The sequence below is a fragment of the Lactobacillus juensis genome (genome assembly GCF_036246285.1).
GTDB classification, from domain to species: Bacteria; Bacillota; Bacilli; order Lactobacillales; family Lactobacillaceae; genus Lactobacillus; species Lactobacillus juensis.
Window position 1 is genome coordinate 247,874 of sequence record NZ_BTTS01000002.1, and the last position, 21,291, is coordinate 269,164.

Below are 21,291 nucleotides of genomic sequence, written 5' to 3' on the forward strand. Positions count from 1 at the left end.
CAAAGAGGGAGCGAAAGTAAATGAAACGAATTTTTGAGGTTGACCCATGGAAAGTTGCCACACACAAGTTTTCCCCGGTGGATAAAAGGCTGCAGGAAAGCATTACTGCGATTGGCAATGACTATATGGGGATGCGCGGTAATTTTGAAGAAGGATATTCTGGAGATCAACTGCAGGGTACATACTTAGCAGGTGTCTGGTTTCCAGATAAAACGCGAGTAGGCTGGTGGAAAAACGGCTATCCTAAATATTTTGGCAAAACCATCAATGCCCCTAGTTTTATTGGGATTGGCATCACGGTTAATAATGAAAAGATTGACTTAGCCAAGATTAAATTTAAAGATTTTTATTTTGAATTAGATATGCACCAAGGCTTGCTTAGTCGCAGTTTTATTTATGAAGGTGCGGCTACTAAAGTTAAGTTTGAATTTCAGCGCTTTTTACATATCAGGCTAAAGGAAGCGGCTTTAATTACTGTTAAGGCTACTGTACTTGCTGGTCAGGCACAAATTGAGTTTAATTCAACGCTTGACGGCACAGTTACTAATGAAGATAGTAACTATAATGAACATTTTTGGCTTAGCTGCAATGAGAATGCTGAAAAGCGTTCTATTCAAGTTATAACCAAGCCTAATCCTTACGATGTGCCCCAATTTACGGTTTTGTTAAAAGCAGGCCTAAGAAATAATAATCGTGTTGTTAAGGGTACTGTTAAAACTGAAACAGCAAAGTTAAGCGAGAAACTGGCAGTTACTCTAAATGCTGGTGAAAGTTACACTCTAGAAAAAGACGTAATCGTAATTACCAGTCGTGATGTAGCACCTGAAAAGCAAGGCGATCGTGCAGATGAGTTAATGCAACAATTGCAGTCAAAAAGCTTTGCAGAAAATTTGGCCGATCATACTGCAGTTTGGCAGGATCGCTGGACTAAAAGTGATGTAGTTATTACTGGCAATGATGAAGCGCAACAGGGTATTCGTTTTAACATTTTACAGTTATTCATGACATATTACGGTGAAGATAAGAGACTTAATATCGGTCCTAAAGGCTTTACTGGTGAAAAGTATGGTGGAGCCACATATTGGGACACAGAGGCTTTCATCTTTCCTATGTATCTTTGTATTACTAAACCGAATGTCACGCGGGCATTATTACAATACAGACATGATCAACTTGATGGTGCCTATTACAATGCTAAACAGCAGGGTCTAGCCGGAGCGCTTTTTCCGATGGTAACCTTTAATGGGATTGAATGTCATAACGAGTGGGAAATCACTTTTGAAGAAATACACCGTAATGAAGATATACCATTTGCAATTAAACGATATACTAGTTATACGGGAGACGAATCATACGTTAAGAACGAAGGCATGGATGTCCTGGTAGGCACCGCCAGATTTTGGGCTGATCGAGTCCATTATTCCAAGTGGCGACAGAAATATGTTATTCACGGAGTAACAGGACCTGATGAATACGACAATAACGTTGATAATAATTGGTTTACCAATATTATGGCGCAATGGGTACTGCAATATACTTTAGAAAGACTGCCACTTGCGGATAAGGCGGCCCAGGAGCGTTTAAACGTAACTAAAGAAGAACAGGCAAAATGGCAAGACATTATTGAAAATATTTATTTGCCTGAAGATAAAGAACGCGGCATTTTCTTGCAGCAAGATGACTTCTTGGATAAAGATATTAGACCAGCTAAAGAAATTCCGCTTGACCAAAGACCAATAAATCAGCATTGGTCTTGGGATAAAATTTTACGGTCACCTTTCATAAAGCAAGCCGATGTATTACACGGTATTTATTACCTGGATGACAGATTTACCAGAGAGCAAAAAGAGCGTAACTTTGCATTTTATGAACCGTTGACGGTGCATGAAAGCTCGCTTTCTGCATGTATCCATTCAATTTTGGCAGCGGAATTAGGGCGTAAAAAGCAGTCAGTAGAATTTTATGAACGTACGGCACGCCTAGACCTTGATAATTATAATAATGACACGGATGACGGCTTACACATTACTTCAATGAGCGGTTCATGGTTGTCAATAGTCCAGGGATTTGCCGGCATGCGGTATGGTCACAATCAATTGAGATTTAATCCTTTTGTTCCAGATAATTGGACAGGGTATAGTTTTAAAATTAATTATCGTGGACGCTTAATTAAGGTAAAAGTGACGCAGCAGGAAACTTGCATTACGTTAATTAGCGGACAGGAACTGACAATTTTAGTTAAAGAGCAAAAGGTTACTTTAAAAGAGGGTGAACAAAATTGCTTAAAGGCCTGATTTTTGATTTGGATGGTGTCCTCACGGATTCAGCCAAATTTCACCTTGCTGCCTGGAATAATTTAGCTCAAGAATTGACCATTAAGTTGACTAGTGCACAGTTAGATTCTCTGCGGGGAATATCACGAATGGATTCTCTTGATTTAATTCTGAAGTATGGAAAGCAGGAAAATAAGTACACTGAGACCCAAAAAGAAGAATTTGCGGCAGAGAAAAATGAAAAGTTTTTAGAGCAAGTTGAAACCATGACGCCAGCCGATATTTTGCCTGGAATTACAGAATTATTGGCAGATGCCAAAAAAGCAGGTCTGAAAATGTGCATTGCTTCTGCTTCTAAAAATGCCCCCAAAATCTTAAGTAAGCTAGGTATTGCTGATCAATTTGATCAAATTGTTAATCCTGCTTTATTGAAACGCGGTAAGCCGGACCCGGAAATTTATCAAAAAGCACAGCAATTATTGCAGCTGCATAATGATGAGGTGATTAGTTTTGAAGATGCGGCTGCCGGTGTTGCGGCAATTAAGGCTGCGCACCAGTTTGCAGTGGGAATTGGAGATAAACAAATACTTAAAGGAGCTGATTATATCGTTAAATCTACAAAAGAATTAAAGCTGGATAAAATTGTGGCTGTATTTAAGAAAAATAATAAGAAGGTAGGTTAAAGATATGGTTGAAGTTGACTTAAACCATATGTGTAAAAAGTATGAAGGCAATGATCACTATTCAGTGAAAGACTTTGATTTACACATTAAAGATAAAGAATTCATTGTTTTTGTCGGCCCCTCAGGTTGCGGTAAATCAACTACTTTAAGAATGATTGCGGGATTAGAGGATATTAGCGAAGGTACTCTTGAAATTGATCACAAGGTAATGAATGATGTGGCACCCAAAGACCGTCACATTGCTATGGTTTTTCAAAATTACGCGCTTTATCCGCACATGTCAATTTACGATAATATGGCATTTGGCTTGAAACTGCGCCATTATCATAAAGATGAGATTGATAAAAGAGTACAAAATGCTGCCAAGATTCTTAATTTGTGTGAATATTTGGATAAAAAGCCTGCAGAACTTTCTGGTGGTCAGAGGCAAAGAGTTGCTCTGGGACGTGCAATTGTGCGGGATGCACCTATCTTCTTGATGGATGAGCCGCTGTCCAACTTGGATGCGAAACTGCGAGTTTCCATGCGGGCAGAGATTGCCAAGCTGCACCAGAACTTGGGGACAACTACAATTTACGTTACTCATGATCAGACTGAAGCTATGACCTTGGCTGATCGGGTAGTGGTAATGTCAGTTGGTAAAATTGAACAGATTGGTACACCACAGGAAGTATATAACCATCCGGTCAACCAATTTGTCGCTGGCTTTATTGGATCACCGCAAATGAATTTCTTTAATGTCCACTATCACGATGGTCAGGTATCTGATGGCAAGGGTCTTAATCTGGGTATACCTGAAGGTAAGTCAAAACTGCTTAATGAGCAGGGATATAATGACCGCGACTTGATACTGGGCGTTCGGCCAGAGGATATTCACGCAGAAGAGGCCTTTTTAGAAACTTGGCCTGATGCGGTGGTCGAATCTGAAGTCGTTGTTTCTGAACTCTTGGGAGCGACTATTCAGCTTTACCAAAGAGTAGATGAAACTGAGTTTGTTGCTAACATCAATGCCCGCGATGTTTATCAGCCAGGGCAAAAAGTCAAGATGGGCTTTGATTTGAACAAAGCACACTTTTTCGACAAGGATACAACCTTGGCGGTAGTTAATTAGGGAATAAAATCAGTGGCTTTAGTTGTCATTGATATAAAAACATGTTGTTTTATATTAGGAGGTAAATAACATGAGTATTTGGAAGAAAGTAGCTTTAGGAAGTACAGCAGTTTTAGCTGCAATGTCACTTGCAGCGTGTTCTAATAGTAAATCAGATTCCTCATCAAGCAGTAGCAGTAATCAAAATACCAAGCTGACTTTATGGGTTGATACTAACCAAGTATCGTATTATAAGAAAATTGCCAGTGATTTTACTAAATCACATAAGAATATTTCAGTTCGCGTTACACAAAATCCAACCGGATCAGCTAATGCCAAAACTGATGTGGGCAAGGACCCTTCAAAAGCAGCCGATGTTTTTGAAGCACCTAATGATCAATTAGGTCAAATGGCAGATTCCGGTTATATTAATCCTCTGTCACCAAAAGACAGTAACAATATTAAATCTAATTACATTGACGTTGCAGCTAAAGGTGTAACTTGGAAGGGCAAGATCTATGCTTATCCTTATGCACAACAGGCACAAACAATCTATTACAACAAGTCTAAATTATCAGCAAGCGATGTAAAAGATTGGAAGACTTTAACTTCAAAGGGAGTTGTGGCAACAGACTTTACTAACGCTTATGTTATGTGGCCGGTATTCTTCTCTGCTGGTACAAAGCTTTATGGTGACAGTGGTGAAGATTTGAAGGGTTCAACCTTTAATTCTGCTAAAGGTGTTAACGCATTGAAGTGGTTTGCTGAGCAGAAGAATAATAAGGGCGTAATGCAGACATCTAATGCTTTGAACCAATTGAAGAAGGGCAATGCTCAAGCTATCTTGGATGGTCCTTGGAACGCAGCTAACATTAAGAAGATTTTAGGTAAAAACTTTGCTGTTGCTAAGTACCCAATGATTAATGTTGGTGGCAAGAATGTGCAAATGCAAGCCTTTTTAGGAATCGAAGGATTCGCCGTTAATGCTCATACCAAGAGTCCTAAGGCTGCCTCACAATTAGCAGCATTTATCACAGATAAAAAGTCACAATTAATTGCTCACAAAGAAGCTGGTCAAATCCCAGTTCTTAAAGAGGCAGTTAATGACTCAGCAATTAAGAATGATCCAGTTGCTGATGCGGTAATTGAAATGTCTAAACCTGGCAATTCAGTCTTGATGCCTAAATTACCACAAATGTCTGTCTTCTGGAACGATGTTCCTCCTCTAATCAATGGTGCATATGATGGTAAAGTTAAACCTGATCAATATAAAGCACAACTTGATAAATTAGCTAAGCACTCATCAAAGAAATAGTTAATTAAATTACTTAAAGGTTGGACAAGTAGTGCCCAACCTTTTTGTTCAAGAAGAGGAAGAATTATGTTTAGAAAGAAAAAACATGCGGCACCTGAGGCAACCTTTAAGGAAGTATGGTCTAAAGGCAATATGGCTACCAAATTGTCATTCTTTATTATGGGTTCCAATGCTTTGGCAAATAAGCAGTGGGTAAAAGGCATAGCATTATTGCTGGCAGAAGCAGCCTTTATTGTTTGGCTTGTTTTTAGTGGCATATCCGCAATTAGTATGATGTCAAGCTTGGGACCAATTAAAAGTAAAAAGGTTGTTTATGATAGCGCACAAGGCGTTTATATTACTAAGCAACCTTCAAACTCCGTTTTGATTCTTTTGTTTGGCTTACTGGCAATTATTGTTTGTATTGCGATGGTTTACTTGTATATTGTTAACCTGCGTTCTACCAGAAAAAATTATGTGCTCAAGCGGGATGGCAAACATATTTTAACCAATAAAGAAGAACTGGCAAACTTGTTTGATTCTCGTTTGCATGACACTCTGATGACTTTCCCAATTATTGGCATTCTCTGTTTTACCATTTTGCCGACAATCTTTATGATTTCAATGGCATTTACAAACTATGACCGGCAACACCCAATTGCCTTTTCTTGGACAGGATTTCAAGCTTTTGGCAATGTACTTAGTGGTGACCTTTCAGGTACGTTCTTTCCGGTTTTGGGTTGGACACTTATCTGGGCAGTAGCTGCTACGGCAACAACATTCTTTTTTGGAGTTTTGCTTGCCTTGCTGATTGAATCTAAAGGAATAAGACATAAAGGTTTCTGGCGGACAATCTTTGTGATTGTCTGGGCTGTACCTCAGTTTGTTTCTTTGTTAATGATGGCTCAGTTCTTAGATTATCAAGGCGCGCTCAACAATATATTAATGAATATCGGCTGGATTTCTCACCCGTTACATTTTATTGACAGTCAGGCATCACCTTTGGTGGCACGAATAACGGTTATTATTGTTAATATGTGGATCGGTATCCCGGTTTCAATGCTGGTTTCAACTGCGATTATTCAAAACTTACCAACTGATCAAATTGAAGCTGCTAAAATCGATGGTGCTAATGCGTTACAAGTATTCAAATCAATTACTTTTCCACAAATATTATTTGTAATGGCACCTTCTCTTATTCAACAGTTTATTGGTAATATTAATAACTTTAACGTGATCTTCCTGTTAACTGGAGGAGCACCAATGAATAATAAGTATAATGGTGCAGGTTCTACCGACTTATTGGTAACGTGGCTGTACAACTTAACCTTTGGTCAGGAGCAGCGCTACAATGCGTCAGCGGTCTTAGGCATCCTCATCTTTATTATTAGTGCTGTATTTTCATTAATTGCATACCGCCATACCAATGCTTTTAAGGAGGGCTAAAAATGAAATCATATCAAAATCAAAAACGCCTTTCACTCATTTTTCGTTATCTATTATTGATTATCCTGGCTGTGGTTTGGATTTTACCAATTATCTGGATAATATTAGCCAGTTTTTCCTATAATGATACGGGATTTGTTTCAACTTTTTGGCCTGACAAATTTACTTTTGACAACTACATTGGTATTTTTACCAATTCACAGTACCCACTGGTCAGCTGGATTATTAACACATTGATTGTTTCTATACTATCAATGATCATTTCTACTTTTTTAACGATTTCAGTTGCTTATGTTTTGTCACGGTTACGCTTTTCGTTTAGAAAACCGTTCATGCAGATTGCACTAGTCTTAGGAATGTTTCCTGGATTTATGTCAATGATTGCTCTTTATTACATTTTAAAGGGCTTGAACATGTTAAACCTGGGTGGCCTGCTACTGGTATATGTCGGTGGTGCTGGACTGGGATTCTACGTTGCCAAAGGCTTCTTTGACACGGTCCCATTTTCAATAGATGAAGCTGCTGAAATTGATGGGGCCACTAAATGGCAAATCTTCATGCACGTTGATTTGCCATTAGCTAAGCCTATGATAGTTTACACTGCGTTAACAGCCTTTATTGGTCCGTGGACAGACTTTATATTCTCGGGAATTATTTTGTCAACGTCTGGCAATCCTAAAACATACACAATTGCATACGGACTTTATAACATGGTGCACAATACTAAAGGCAATGCTACCGCATATTTTGCGGAGTTTGTTGCTGGTTGTGTGATTATCGCTATTCCAATTACGATCTTATTCGTCTTCATGCAGAAGTTTTACGTCAATGGTATTACAGCTGGCGCAGAAAAGGGATAGGACATAGTAAGAAAAATGCGGCTCTTAAGAGTCGCATTTTTTGTTTGGGCAAAAAATAATTTGGGTTTAAAATGAAATAAAAAAGAGGCTTTGTTTATGGAAAATATCAAAATAATTCAAGGGGACATAACCAAATTAACGGTAGATGCAATTGTTAATGCTGCTAATAAGACATTGCTAGGTGGCTTGGGAGTTGATGGGGCAATACACAAGGCAGCCGGGCCTGAATTATTGGCAGAGTGTCGCCAGCTTCATGGCTGTGAAACGGGGCAGGCTAAAATTACCAAGGGCTACAAGTTACCTGCTAAGTTTGTAATTCATACTGTGGGACCAATTTATTCAGGGTCTGCGGAAGATAATAAGTTATTGAAAAGTTGTTATATCAACTCCCTAAATTTAGCCAAAAGCCATGGCTTACATAGTATCGCGTTCCCAGCAATTTCTACAGGGGCTTACGGCTTTCCGGCTGCAGCTGCTGCACATATTGCTTTTACTGCCGTGCAAAATTGGCTCATTCAACATTCTGATTATCAAATGGAAGTTATTATGTGTGCCTTTGATTCCAAAACAACCCAGTTATACCAAGCAGAAGCAAAAAATTTGGAGTAAAAGTTAAAAACCATCCAGCCGTTAACTAGGATGGCTTTTAATTGCCAATAAGCATTTCCAAATTATGCTGCCTCAATTGCTGGCTTTTTGTTAATTGAGCAAGCAACTTTGACCGTTATTACGAGTACTATTAAGCTTGTGATTCCCAGTAGTATTAATGCAGTAGTAACATTAAGCGAAGCAGTAATTGTAGTAAAAATGGTAGTCATAACAGGACTGGTTATTATTAAAATTGTGTTCAACAATCCAATCGTTGAAGATAGAATATCTTGGTCAACGGCACCAACCAGCCACTGCGTTAATTTAGGACTGGCAGTACCAATAAATGCTGCAAGACTTGCCATAACAGGTAAGCAAATGAAAATATTTTTAATAAGCATGCTGCCTACAACTGCTGTGCTTAGGGCAGTGGCAATTATTGCTACAGTAAATAATGACATGTTTTTAAATAATTTAGTGCCTACGATACTGCCAAGAGCCATGCCGGCAGTCATTACACCTCCAATTAGAGCAATGGTAAAACTATATGTTCCGATAATCATAGAGGATTTATTGCCTGCAACTACGATTGAAATTAAAGGTTCAATAGTGCCTAAAATACCATTTAGCAAGGCAATTACTAAAACAACAGTTAATAGTCCATTAGCTTTTCTAACTTCTTTGAATGACAAAGCAATCGTCTTAAAAAAGCCATGCTCGTTAACCTGAACAGTTTCTTTTTGAGAATGATTTTTGTGATAATTGAAACCAACATTGGCAAAAAGAGCACCTGCTGCTAAAAATGTTAACGCGTTAAAGATTGCCAGGCTAGAGTAGGACATAAATAGTAATAAACCTGATCCAATAAATTGGGCGATCATATTAATAAGGCTGTTAATACCGCTGGCAAAACCTTCAGCTTCAGCGAGGTCATCGTTTCCAACAATAGCAACAATTAGTGGAGTTTGCAAACCACCAGAATATGAACCGGCAATATCTGACACCAGGTTGATGCCAATAACAGTTAAAACAAGATTCCAACCAGCAAAGCCGCTGGCGAAAAGCATACCGACGATTAAGTAAAGTCCAAAACGGATAACGGCTAGCCAAACCATTAACTTAAATTTATTTTTAGTGCGGTCAGCTAAATAACCACTAAAAACTTGCAGTATTTCAGGGATTGATTCAGAAATTGAAATTAACGAAATTGCTAAAGCATAATTTCTTAATTTACTGGCGTAAGTAATAAGTGCCAGGTAAAATAAAATGTTGCCTGCACCAGATAAAAAGCTGGCGATTGTAAATTTGCGATAATTCTTATTTTTTGCGAAAACGTCCATGATTTTGTAGCTCCTAACGTAAAACTTTTATACTTAAGTTATAACTTGGGTATAATAAAAATTAGCAAAAATGTCGTATTCGAACATTTAAGGTTAAATATGAGTTAATTAAGAGCATATACTGATGAAAATTATATTAGTGCAGCAATTAATGAAACATATTATCGCAGGTAAAAAGAATCAACTTGAGCAAATTAAAAAGCCGTATTTGAGGTTAACTTCATAAATACGGCTTTTATTTATTTTACGACCACAGCGAAGGCTTCATATGGTCTTAATTTAATATCATTGAGCGCTTTGGGTGCTTGATAGTTACTAATGATAACTTGCTTTATCGCATCAGGTGCAGAAAATCTTTCTTCATTGCCTGTCAAATTAGCAACGACTAACCAGCGCTCGCCAGCAAGTTCACGGTAATAAGCCAAGACGTTAGGACTGGCAGAAGCAGGAGTGAAGTTGCCATTAACTATAATTTCGTTTTCATGACGTAATTTAATGAGTTTTTGATAGGTATAAAAAATTGATTGTGGGTCAGCTAAAGCCGTTTGAACGTTAATATCTTGATAATTGGGATTAAGTGCCAGCCAAGGAGTGCCAGTAGTAAAACCAGCAGCAAAAGACGCTGACCACTGCATGGGTCTGCGGGCATTGTCGCGCCCTTTAGCATTGATTGACCTGATAAGTTCGTCTTTGGTATAACCTTGCTTGATTCGCTCATTATACATATTGACACTTTCAAGATCCTCAACTTCAGAGATATCCTTGACCGGACAGTTGGTCATGCCAATTTCTTCACCGTTATAAATATAAGGAGTACCCCGCATTAAATGTAAGGCAATGGCAAACATTTTGGCAGATTGTACCCTGTATTTATTATCATTGCCCCAACGAGAAATGACACGGGGAAGATCATGATTTTCCCAAAACAAACTATTCCAGCCATGATTATAATCAATTTGTGTTTGCCATTTAATCAAGACCTCTTTAAGATCACTGGCCTTAAATGTTTTAAGATCCCATTTTGTCTTTCCCGGCTGCTTATCAATGTTTTGATCTTCAAACTGAAAAATCATAGAGAGCTCATGCCGGTCAGGATCAGAATATTTCCGGGCACTATCGAGATCAGCATTCCAGGTCTCACCAACAGTGACTACATCGCGGTTAGCTAAAACAGCTTGGTTCATTTCCTGAATATAATGATGAAGCTGGGGACCATTTTCGCGAATTTTTCGATCCGGATCTTTACCAATTAGTTCAAGCGCATCCATGCGAAAGCCGCCAATACCCTTATCGAACCAAAAGTTCATCATGTCATATATTTTGTGCCGTAATTGCGGATTTTGCCAATTCAAATCTGGTTGTTGCGGGGCAAAAAAGTGGAGGTAATATTGACCCGTTTTATCATCGAATTGCCAGGCAGAACCTGAAAAATCAGACTTTAGATCATTAGGCTCATGACCAGCAACAGGATCACGCCAGATATAAAAGTCTCTGTAAGGATTATCTTTACTTTTGCGTGCCTTGATAAACCATTGATGTTGATCAGAAGTATGATTAACGACTAAATCCATGATTATTCGAATGCCGCGTTTTTTAGCTTCACTAATCAGCCTGTCCATATCTTGCATGGTGCCATATTGTGGATCGATTGCTTCATAATCGGCAATATCATACCCATTATCGATGCCAGGGGATTTATAAATTGGTGAAAGCCAAATTGCATCTATTCCCAATTTTTGCAAATAGTCTAAGCGACTCATAATGCCGGGCAGGTCACCGATACCGTCACCGTTACTATCTTGGAAAGACTTGGGATAGATCTGATAAATTACTGCTTTTTTCCACCAAGGTGTCATATTAATTCTCCTTTGCAATCGCTCACATTTTCAGTTAATTATAACACTGCAAGATGGGGCAAAATATTGTTACCGGTATCTGATTAAAGTCCTAAATCTGCAATTAATTGCACTGCCTCTCTATCATCACCAAGCTGCAATAGGGCATCTTTTAGACATAACATGGGCTTACCGTCACGGTCAGGCGTTGTTTGGGCATGAGCCAAAGAACTGAGAATGGCTTCGTGCACAATATCTACCGTAATCCTAAAGTAACGGTCGATTTTGTCATCAGTAATTGCCTGAATTGTGCTCAACTCATGGTCGGGGAAATGACTTACACGGTTAGCAGTAGAAAAAGCCAGAGTAATCTCGCCACTACCGTTACCGCTAAATGAACCGCTGCGTGTGATACCAACACCGGAACGCTTGGCAATGCGTTTTAGTTGTCTTGAGTTAAACGGAATGTCAGTAGCAATTACTGTGATAATGCTGCCTTTTTCCTTACTATCCTTGTTATCCACAAACTTTTTACCAATGGCATGGCCATAAATGTTCAAATCAGCGCTAAGACCAAAATTGGACATAACAAATGCGCCCATTGTAAAGGTCTTACCGTCAATTTCGACTTGTCTTGAAGCCGAGCCAATACCGCCCTTAAGTTCATAGCAGCGCATTCCTGTGCCACCGCCAACTCCGCCTTCAGCGAAATCTGCACTAGCAGCTGCAAAAGCATCATTCACATCGTCTTCGGTGACACCTAAATCGCGAATATGGTTAATCGAACTGTCATTGCACTCCATGATGATCGGATTGACGCTGCCAGTTGACAGACCAATTTCAGGATTTTCAGCCAGCATTCTTTTGACTAAAGCCATTGATGCGGTACCCACGCTGAGAGTATTGGTTAAAACCAGTGGTGTTTCAATTGTACCCAGCTCGTTAACTTGAATGAGTCCTGTGCTTTTGCCAAAGCCGTTAATCACATGTGCAGCTGCCGGCATTTTTTCCCGAAAGATATTATCTGGGCAGGGGTTGATCACAGTAACACCAGTCCTGAGTCTGTCAGTGACAACCGTCTTGTGGCCAACTGTAATGCCCGCAACATCTGTAATTAAGTTTTTTGGTCCAGGCTTAGTATCGCTAAGCGCAAATAAAAGTGGTTTATTAAGTCCCATTTTTACTCCTTTTTTTAAAAAATTTCTTCTCTTATTAAAACGGTTCGTTTATTTTTATGCAAGACAAAAAATTCCGTCATAATTGACGGAATTTTTGAATTTGCAATCATCCTTTTTTCTTTTTACTAAAGCAGCTGGCAAGTAGACTGCAAATTACCGACAAAAAGCCTAACAGTAGCACGATTATTTGTGAACGTTCATTAGTGCCAGTTTGTGGCAACTCTTCTTCTTGGCCATTGTTGGTGATAAGTACTGGATTAGTGGAGTCAGAATCACTGTCAGAGGATTTGAAAATAGTATAGTTCTCAGTAACACCATTAGTGCGGAACTTGTGTTTATTTTGGGACTCATTAGTTTGTGAAGTCCCTTTTTGGCTAGGGTTATTACTGGATGAATTTGTTGGACTATTTTGGTCATTTTCTTCAGGGATGGCATTATTTCGAGCATAAATATAAGTTACGCTTTGCGGTTCAGTGCTGAAAAAACCGGTGGCATTCTCAGGTCTTACTTTTAAAGTATAATCTGGGATCTCAACAATACCAGTGGTGTAGCCGTCACCCACATTACCTTGTAATACCGTTTCAGGTGCAATTTGATTGCCGTTTTCATCTTGATAATAGACGGTAACATCTGCAGCTTTAATTGGTGTAATTATAGAGTTAGATTCTGGATCAGAAGAATAAATAAATTCGACGTTCTGTGGCTGATCAGTGAAAACCCCAGTGGCATTATCCGGGACTTCCTTTACGATATATCCCGGAATTGTCTTCGCAGTCACTTTATAATCAGCGCCAATTTTGCCCTTCAAACTAATATCAGGTGTAAGTGGTCTTTTACTAGTATCCAAGTAAGAAATAGTAATAGGACTACCTGGTCGAATATAAGTGTCGCCAAGAATGTCGTGAGCATGGGCAATTAAGTCTTCAGACAGATATTTATTGTTTGCTTGTGGTGCATCTTCGTTTCCATTGCCGATATTGACCCAAGTTCCAGGAGTGTTAAGATGTGTATCATTAATATATGTACTTTTACCTAGTTTAAGGGTGTTTAATTTATCAAGTCCATCTAGCATATAACCTTTATCAATATTAGGATCTATGACAAAACTCCTGAGATCAAGTTCTTTTAAGTTACTACAATTATTAAACATTCCATTCATATCAATTACGTTAGAAGTGTCAAAGGATGATAAATCCAACTTGGTTAAGCTGGAGCAATCCTTAAAAGTCCAAATCATCGATTTAACTTGATGCGTATTAAACATACTCAGATCTAAAGCAGTTAAGCTTGAACATCCACTGAACATGTGACTTATATCATCCACCTTGGCTATTGTGAAATCAGGTGAAAATTTAATGTTCTGTAAGTTTTCACAATCTTGAAACATGCTCTCTACCTGACTAGTATTAGTAGTATTAAAACTTGATAAGTCTAGACTAGCTAATTTACTGCAGCCCGCAAACATAAAAGACATGTTAGTAACTTTGCTGGTCTGCAAATTATCAATGCCATCTATGCTGGTTAAATTTTGGCAATTTGCAAACATGTACCGCATATCACTGGTAGCAGATGTATCCAGATTTTCCAAACCAGTGATTTTAGTTAAATTAGTTAAGTCCTTAAATATTTCAGAAGCTGAACCAATCTTTAGTTGACCGGTAAATTTAACTTCTTGCACATCGTCACTATTAATGCCATTAATGTGAGCTAAAGAATCCGGTTGACCTACACTGCCACTGGGGACGGTAATTACATGGTTACTATAGCTGACATCAAGGTTGCCCCATTTAAAATTAGCAGCACTTGGAGAATTAGACTCTGCATTTTTTGGCTGAGGTTGCTTTTGAGAGTTTGGTTGCTCTTTGCTAATGAACTTAGAATTAGCATAATTGGTATTATTAATTTGTTTATTCTTAATTTGTGCAGGAGAGGGCAGAGATGGATCTGCTTTAACTGTTATAGAGTTAACAGTTAGTGAACTTAAAATTGCTGTAGCAACACTGAAAAACATTATTGCTGTTTTTGTTCGCATAGGTTTCTTTTTCTGGCTCATTTTGCTATTCATTCCTTGATTATAAAATAAACATATACATGATTAATATTTTTCTTATACCTTATTTCCCTTATTATACAATTCATTAAACTTAATAACACTATTTATACATTTCACCTTGTTTGGCAAGAATAAATAATTAGCTCACCAAAAAACTGTTTTTGATTTATAAATTTAATTTCGTTATTTGCTGGAGGTATTACACTAATTAGTAATTTAAGCACAAAATGTTGAAGTAATTTATTAAATTTTGAGCATAGAAAAAGAACTCAATTAGCATTTTTAACTGTTAGTTGAGTTCTTTTTATTTATAAAGTAAATCTCTTAATCTTTAAAAGTTTGCTTTCTTGACAAATTGGTTCTTGCCTACGATGTAGTATAACTTATTGTGCATCTTAACAGCACCACCGTAAGTTCTAACTGTCTTATTCTTCTTAAGGACTTTGTGACCATAACGTTTAACTTTATTATTGGCTTTCTTAGTGTAAATAAAGGCATTGTGCTTTAATTTACGGTTGATGCCAGTAACATTATTAGCTTTAACGAAACGGTTCTTGCCTAAAGCGTAGAACTTCTTGCCGTTAATGGTCTTAGTACCATAAGTAGTAATAGTTTTACCAACGAAGTATTCACCTTTTACACGCTTGCCTTTTTGGTTGAAGATATAAGCGTTGTGCGTAACAACTCTCTTAACACCTTTCTTGGCCTTCTTAGCTGGCTTCTTGTTGTCAGTAGTAGGCTTATTAGTGTCTTGCTTGTCAGTCGTAGTATTTGTGTTTGCGTTACCTGTGTTAGTAGTAGTTGTGTTGGTGTTACCTGTGTTAGTAGTATTACTTGGAGTAGTTGGAGTTGACGGTGTGTTTTGCGTATTATTATTGTTGTTATTATTGTTATTGTTGTTATCAGTAGACTTGGTAGTAGTATATTCACCTACATAATCTTTAACATCATTTTTACCGTCAAACTTCTGCATAAGTTCTACTGAACTTAATCCTTTGTCCTTACTGTCCTTACTATCCTTTAAGAACCAAGTAGTCTTAGTCTTTCCACCAGTTAGACTTTCTTCTACTGAACCAGGGAGTCCTGAATTGTTAATGATATTGCCTGCACCAAGTTTAATATCATTTAAGCTATCCATACCTGATAACATATCTTGATCAATCGTATATGTTTGATGAGATTCCGCTGTAGTACCTTTATTATCGTCGGTATTGTTAGTGTCAGAAACGTTATCTTTAATGGTTTCATTATTTTCAAGCATCTTAAAACTACTAATGTCTAGGGATGTCAAAGCCTTATCACCCTTAAACATTTCCCACATCTTAGTAACTTTTTCGGTGTTGAATTTTTCCAAGCCATCAATTTTGGTTAAACTTGAATCATTACTAAACATATAAGACATATCTTCTACTGAATCTGTCTTAAACTTGGATACATCTAAAGTACTTAATGCTTCATCATCAAAGAACATGCCCATCATGTCAGTTACTTTAGAAGTGTCAAAGTTTGATAGGTCCAAAGAAGTCAATTTAGGATCACTAGCAAACATTTGTTTCATGTTAGTGACTCCCGTTGTATCAAGATCCTTTAATCCCTCAATTTTCTCCAGGTTTGGTAAACCAGCAAATAAGGAACTAGCATCACCTTTGAAAGTAACGGCACCATCAATTTTAATGGTTTGAATTTGATCTGTATCAACACCATCAATGTTCCAAGCTATTTGGGCAGGATTGATAGGGTTATCTTCACTAGCTTTGTAATCATTGTCAATTGTACCGGCTTTAATAGTTAAAGTCTTAGTCTTTTCATCATAACTGCAATTGTCTTTAGTCCATTTTGAAGGCAATAGCATATTTGAATCATCTTCGCCAGTATGATCCTCTATATCTTTTTTATTGCCGTTATCATTATTTGTTGTTGACTTAGTTTCAGCTGGCTTAACAGGTTGCTCTTTCTGTGCTTCAGCAGCCTTAGCTGCAACTGGATTGGCAGCTATGACGCTTAAGGCAGCAACTGCCATACTACTAAATAATATTTTTTTACCTTTATGATAAAAATTAATATGCTTACTCATATTTTTCCTCCATTTATACCATCTAAATTTCATATACCATGGTTTACATTATACCATGATTAAGTATATACATAAGTCTTTGACAATTCAATACTTTTATAGGTATTTTCATATAGATTTAATATTTTTGCATACTACAAGTAAATAAAATTTGCCCATCATTCATAAAATAAGCTTATTCAAATAAAAAATGGACTTAATTAAGGATAGGCTAATTTTCTTTATGCCAAAACCAAGCATTAACTGAAATAATAAACAAGGCTAAACTACTTAAAAATACCGTAATAATGCTGTTTAACTCGGCTAATTCCATTATTAATAGCTCTTAATATTTTACTTATGGTTAACGTTTCCATATTTAAGCTTGTTTTAATTGTGAAAAGTTTTTTGCTTTGGCAGTTGAATAATAAGGAGATTATTCGAATAAAAAATACTCCGCAAAAGATAATCGCACCTTACAAAGTACTTTTTAATCAGTATTAAATTTAGCTAGATTAAACCAGCACCTGCTTTACTGATGATAATTGCTACAAAGCAGTAAATTTAGCTTGTTCATTTAGAGCCGGTTAGGGAATAGTTTAATTTTTGAGTGGAGAAAAAGAACCCAACTAGTAACTTTAAGTACTGGCTAGGTTCTTTTATTGATAAAGTAAATCTCTTAATCTTTAAAAGTTTGCTTTCTTGACAAATTGGTTCTTGCCTACGATGTAGTATAACTTATTGTGCATCTTAACAGCACCACCGTAAGTTCTAACTGTCTTATTCTTCTTAAGGACTTTGTGACCATAACGTTTAACTTTATTATTGGCTTTCTTAGTGTAAATAAAGGCATTGTGCTTTAATTTACGGTTGATGCCAGTAACATTATTAGCTTTAACGAAACGGTTCTTGCCTAAAGCGTAGAACTTCTTGCCGTTAATGGTCTTAGTACCATAAGTAGTAATAGTTTTACCAACGAAGTATTCACCTTTTACACGCTTGCCTTTTTGGTTAAAGATATAAGCGTTGTGGGTAACAACTCTCTTAACGCCTTTCTTGGCCTTCTTAGCTGGCTTCTTGTTGTCAGCAGCAGGCTTGGTAGTGTCTGGCTTGTTAGTATCCGTCTTATTAGCGTCTGGCTTGCCAGTCGTAGTATTTGTGTTGGTGTTACCTGTGTTAGTAGTATTACTTGGAGTAGTCGGTGTGCTTGGTGTATTTGGAGTACTTGGAGTTGAAGGGGTACTTGGTGTATTTGGAGTACTTGGAGTTGAAGGGGTACTTGGTGTATTTGGAGTACTTGGAGTTGAAGGGGTACTTGGTGTATTTGGAGTACTTGGGGTTGAAGGTGTGCTTGGTGTATTTGGAGTACTTGGGGTTGAAGGTGTGCTTGGTGTATTTGGAGTACTTGGAGTTGAAGGGGTGCTTGGTGTAGTTGGAGTACTTGGGGTTGAAGGAGTGCTTGCAGGAGTTAAAGTTAAGGTACCTGCATCCTTAGAACCGTCAAATTTCCGCATAAGTTCTTCGGAAGTTAAGTTCTTACCGTTCAGGTTCCATGTACCCTTTGTGTTAAGACCAGAACTTTTAATAATATTGTCTTTACCAAGTTTTAGAGAGGTTAAGCTGTCCAGTCCCTTTAGCATATCAGTTTCAGCGGGTTCACTATAAGCTGTCTTTCCGTTTTCATCTTTTACTGGTACTGGTTTCTCTGGAGTTTTGAAACTACTGATGTCCAAAGATGTTAAAGCGCTCTGGTTAGTGAACATATTGCCCATTCGTTTTACCTTGGCAGTATCAAACTTTTCCAAGCCTTTAATTTCAGTCAATTTCGGAGCAGCGTCTTTACTTGGTTTATCGTCATCATTAGATGCATCAACCTGGGCAAACATGTATGACATATCAGTCACGCTTGAAGTGTCAAAACTTGATACGTCTAATGAGGTTAAACTAGAATCATTGGTAAACATACCCATCATGTCGGTTACTCGAGAAGTGTCAAATTTTGACAGGTCTAATGAAGTTAATTTAGGATCATTAGCAAACATTTGTTTCATGTTAGTGACTTCTTTTGTATCGAGCTTCTTTAATCCCTCAATTTTCTTCAAGTTTGGTAAATTAGCAAATAATGAACTGGCATCACCTTTGAAATTAAAGGGACCGTCAATTTTAATGGTTTCAATTTCATCTGTGTTAACATCATCAATATTCCAAGCTATTTGGGCAGGATTGATAGGTGGTTGTTCTTGATCGCCAATAACTGTGTATTCATTGTTAAATACACCAGGTTCACCTGGCTTACCTGGAATCTTAATGGTAAAAGTCTTAGTCTTTTCGTCATAACTGTAAGATCCTTTGACCCATGCTGAAGCCCATAGACTGTGTGAATCGTCTTCGGCAGTATGATCCTCTATATCGGTTTTTTGGTCTTTATCATTATTTGTTGTTGACTTAGTTTCAGCTGGCTTAACAGGTTGCTCTTTCTGTGCTTCGGCAGCCTTAGCTGCAACAGGACTAACTGCAATTACGCTTAACGCAGCAACTGCCATACTAGTGAATAGTACCTTTTTACCTTTATGATAAAAATCGTTATGTTTACTCATGTTTCTCCTCCATTTATACCATCTAAATCTCATTATACCATTATTAAGTATATCCATATATCTTGTTAAATTCAATACTGTTATAGGTATTTTCATATAGATTTAATATTTTTGCATACTACAAGTAAATAAAATTTGCCCATCATTCATAAAATAAGCTTATTCACAGTAAATATTAGATGTAATTAAGTCTAAATTAATCTTTTTTGCGATTAAACCAAGTTCCAATTGAACTGATGAATATGGCTAAGTTACCGAAAAATAAGGCAACTAGTCGACTTTTTTCATCTAAACTAGTCTGCGGTAAAGTTTTAATATTTTGCTTATGAGTAGCAGCTACAGTTTTAACGCCATTTTCATTATTAGGAAGGTTGGTTGATTTTAATGATGGTGTTATTTTAGTAGAGGAATTATCATCTGTTACTTCAGGATTCAGGTTAGATTCAGGAGTATAGTTTTGCCCGTTTTTATCAGTAGGTGTTGTATTAGGTGGGGTATCTGCTTGATTAATTTCATTTTCTGATGCCTTGGCATAAACGTAAACAACATCTTGCGGATTTTTGGTGAAGAAACCAACAGCATTGTTTGGTCGAACCTTCAAAAGGTAGCCAGCAGCAGTTGCAGCAGAAGTGACATATCCGTCACCTACATATCCAGTGATAATTTTGTTTGGAGCAATTTCGTTGCCATTTTCGTCTTGATAATGAACAACGATAGATGAAGTAACTTTAGAAGGCAAGGATGAAGAGGACAAGTTGGGTTTAACCGGAGTTGGCTTTGGTTTAGGATCGGGCATAACAGGTGTCGGATCAACAGGTTTAGGACCGGGATTTGTGGTTGAAACAGCAGTATAAGTACCAGGTTTTGAACCATCGTATTGTGCAATTAGCTCAGCTGATGAGAACTTTTCGCCATTATATGACCATGTGACTGGTGTATTTAATCCTGTATTTTTAATAACTGTATTAGAGCCGAGTTTTAAAGTATTAAGATTGGCTAAATCAGCTAACATATCACCTGTATTAACACCATTAGATATAGTAAATTTGCTAATATCAAGGATTTTAAGATTTTTGTCACCTGTAAACATTTTTTGCATATTATAAACTCTGCTCGTATCAAAACTAGATAAATTCAAATTAGTTAGTTTTGAGCAATACGCAAACATTGCTTGCATATTGGCAACTCTTGTTGTCTTGAAATTGGCTAAATCAAGACCATCAAGGCTTTGGCAGTCATAAAACATGTTGGACATATTGGTGACAACACTCGTATTGAACCTGCTGGAGAAAGTTATGTTTGCTAGTTTCCTGCTAGAAGCAAACATATATGACATATCTACTACCTTGCTACTGTCAAAATTTGATAAATCCAAGTTGGTTAAATTATCACAAGTAGCAAACATTGCTCGCATGGTGGTCACATTTGTAGTGTTGAATCTAGCTACATTGATGTTTTGTAATTTAAGGCAACCAGCGAACATATATGACATGTCAGTTACATTAGTCGTGTCAAGCTGGTTGAGATTTTCAATTGATACTAAATTATTAAGCTCACTAAATAGCTCAAGTGCCGAACCATTAATTGTTAATTTACCATCTAGTTTGATTTTCGTAATGTGGCTTGTATCAACACCTTTAATGTTACCAGCTATTCTTTTGGGATTTGTAACAGTACCACTGTGAATTGTTAAAACATGGTTATTGTAACTAACTTCCAAGTTATTCCATTCACTTTTAATCGCGGAATTGTCAATTTCAGAATTAGATTTATTACTCAGATAATCGGCAGAAACTGCGTCATTGTTTGTTTTGGTAGAAGCTAAAGTGGAATTAGATTTAGGATTAACAACTTTCTTAGTCAAAGTGCTGTTAGTTACCTGGTTTTCCGGTAATTTATCCGCTTGAACAACTTGCGAATTGATACCAAACAATCCCAATGTTGCGACTGCTACACTGCTATATAATGTTTTTTGTTTATTCATAATTTTTCCTATACTAC

Annotated in this window: 14 protein-coding genes; 7 read left to right on the forward strand and 7 right to left on the reverse strand. The window is 37.3% G+C overall.

From position 1 onward, the window contains the following. Positions 1-20: 20 nt before the first annotated feature. From AAA926_RS05485 to AAA926_RS05515, 7 genes are all read left to right on the forward strand, one after another. A complete protein-coding gene (locus AAA926_RS05485) occupies positions 21-2,294 on the forward strand; it encodes a glycoside hydrolase family 65 protein (protein WP_265893486.1) in 2,274 nt (757 codons plus the stop codon). Further along, positions 2,279-2,956 carry a beta-phosphoglucomutase gene (gene pgmB, locus AAA926_RS05490; RefSeq protein ID WP_265893487.1) on the forward strand — a complete coding sequence of 226 codons (678 nt, stop codon included), beginning with the start codon at positions 2,279-2,281 and terminating at the stop codon, positions 2,954-2,956. The genes AAA926_RS05485 and pgmB overlap by 16 nt, the downstream gene beginning before the upstream one ends. Positions 2,957-2,960: 4 nt before the next feature. Beyond that, positions 2,961-4,067 carry an ABC transporter ATP-binding protein gene (locus AAA926_RS05495; RefSeq protein ID WP_265893488.1) on the forward strand — a complete coding sequence of 369 codons (1,107 nt, stop codon included), beginning with the start codon at positions 2,961-2,963 and terminating at the stop codon, positions 4,065-4,067. 70 nt (positions 4,068-4,137) lie between these two features. Then, positions 4,138-5,361 (forward strand): extracellular solute-binding protein, encoded by a 1,224-nt coding sequence (locus tag AAA926_RS05500; RefSeq protein ID WP_265893489.1) that lies wholly within the window; start codon positions 4,138-4,140, stop codon positions 5,359-5,361. Positions 5,362-5,427: 66 nt separating this feature from the next. Beyond that, on the forward strand, positions 5,428-6,786 hold the full coding sequence (locus tag AAA926_RS05505) for a carbohydrate ABC transporter permease (RefSeq protein ID WP_265893490.1): 1,359 nt from the start codon (positions 5,428-5,430) through the stop codon (positions 6,784-6,786). Positions 6,787-6,788: 2 nt separating this feature from the next. After that, positions 6,789-7,646, forward strand: coding sequence for a sugar ABC transporter permease (locus tag AAA926_RS05510; RefSeq protein WP_045928744.1), 858 nt, complete (start codon positions 6,789-6,791; stop codon positions 7,644-7,646). Between the two features lie 96 nt (positions 7,647-7,742). After that, on the forward strand, positions 7,743-8,255 hold the full coding sequence (locus tag AAA926_RS05515; protein WP_265893491.1) for an O-acetyl-ADP-ribose deacetylase: 513 nt from the start codon (positions 7,743-7,745) through the stop codon (positions 8,253-8,255). A gap of 62 nt (positions 8,256-8,317) precedes the next feature. Here AAA926_RS05515 and AAA926_RS05520 read toward each other — a convergent pair whose 3' ends face one another. The 7 genes from AAA926_RS05520 to AAA926_RS05550 all read right to left on the reverse strand — a co-directional run bounded on the left by AAA926_RS05520 (position 8,318) and on the right by AAA926_RS05550 (position 21,274). Continuing rightward, positions 8,318-9,574, reverse strand: coding sequence for an MFS transporter (locus AAA926_RS05520; protein WP_338212047.1), 1,257 nt, complete (start codon positions 9,572-9,574; stop codon positions 8,318-8,320). Positions 9,575-9,813: 239 nt separating this feature from the next. Further along, positions 9,814-11,430: a glycoside hydrolase family 13 protein gene (locus tag AAA926_RS05525; protein ID WP_338212048.1), complete on the reverse strand. Its 1,617-nt coding sequence runs from the start codon at positions 11,428-11,430 to the stop codon at positions 9,814-9,816. An 83-nt stretch (positions 11,431-11,513) separates the two neighbouring features. Next, positions 11,514-12,587, reverse strand: a complete 1,074-nt coding sequence (locus tag AAA926_RS05530) for a P1 family peptidase (protein ID WP_198180526.1) — start codon at positions 12,585-12,587, stop codon at positions 11,514-11,516. Positions 12,588-12,693: 106 nt separating this feature from the next. Further along, positions 12,694-14,640, reverse strand: a complete 1,947-nt coding sequence (locus AAA926_RS05535; protein WP_338212049.1) for a MucBP domain-containing protein — start codon at positions 14,638-14,640, stop codon at positions 12,694-12,696. Positions 14,641-14,971: 331 nt separating this feature from the next. Continuing rightward, positions 14,972-16,714 (reverse strand): BspA family leucine-rich repeat surface protein, encoded by a 1,743-nt coding sequence (locus AAA926_RS05540; RefSeq protein ID WP_338212050.1) that lies wholly within the window; start codon positions 16,712-16,714, stop codon positions 14,972-14,974. 665 nt (positions 16,715-17,379) lie between these two features. Next, positions 17,380-19,290 carry an SLAP domain-containing protein gene (locus tag AAA926_RS05545; protein WP_338212051.1) on the reverse strand — a complete coding sequence of 637 codons (1,911 nt, stop codon included), beginning with the start codon at positions 19,288-19,290 and terminating at the stop codon, positions 17,380-17,382. A gap of 196 nt (positions 19,291-19,486) precedes the next feature. Beyond that, complete coding sequence (locus AAA926_RS05550; RefSeq protein WP_338212052.1) at positions 19,487-21,274, reverse strand: BspA family leucine-rich repeat surface protein; 1,788 nt, start codon at positions 21,272-21,274, stop codon at positions 19,487-19,489. Positions 21,275-21,291: the final 17 nt, after the last annotated feature.

Coding starts and splice junctions, on each gene's coding strand:
- AAA926_RS05550 (WP_338212052.1), bottom strand. CDS start 21,274: ATGAATAAACAAAAAACATTATATAGCAGTGTAGCAGTCGCAACATTG.
- AAA926_RS05545 (WP_338212051.1), bottom strand. CDS start 19,290: ATGAGTAAACATAACGATTTTTATCATAAAGGTAAAAAGGTACTATTC.
- AAA926_RS05505 (WP_265893490.1), top strand. CDS start 5,428: ATGTTTAGAAAGAAAAAACATGCGGCACCTGAGGCAACCTTTAAGGAA.
- AAA926_RS05500 (WP_265893489.1), top strand. CDS start 4,138: ATGAGTATTTGGAAGAAAGTAGCTTTAGGAAGTACAGCAGTTTTAGCT.
- AAA926_RS05525 (WP_338212048.1), bottom strand. CDS start 11,430: ATGACACCTTGGTGGAAAAAAGCAGTAATTTATCAGATCTATCCCAAG.
- AAA926_RS05515 (WP_265893491.1), top strand. CDS start 7,743: ATGGAAAATATCAAAATAATTCAAGGGGACATAACCAAATTAACGGTA.
- AAA926_RS05495 (WP_265893488.1), top strand. CDS start 2,961: ATGGTTGAAGTTGACTTAAACCATATGTGTAAAAAGTATGAAGGCAAT.
- AAA926_RS05510 (WP_045928744.1), top strand. CDS start 6,789: ATGAAATCATATCAAAATCAAAAACGCCTTTCACTCATTTTTCGTTAT.
- AAA926_RS05520 (WP_338212047.1), bottom strand. CDS start 9,574: ATGGACGTTTTCGCAAAAAATAAGAATTATCGCAAATTTACAATCGCC.
- AAA926_RS05540 (WP_338212050.1), bottom strand. CDS start 16,714: ATGAGTAAGCATATTAATTTTTATCATAAAGGTAAAAAAATATTATTT.
- AAA926_RS05535 (WP_338212049.1), bottom strand. CDS start 14,640: ATGAGCCAGAAAAAGAAACCTATGCGAACAAAAACAGCAATAATGTTT.
- AAA926_RS05485 (WP_265893486.1), top strand. CDS start 21: ATGAAACGAATTTTTGAGGTTGACCCATGGAAAGTTGCCACACACAAG.
- AAA926_RS05530 (WP_198180526.1), bottom strand. CDS start 12,587: ATGGGACTTAATAAACCACTTTTATTTGCGCTTAGCGATACTAAGCCT.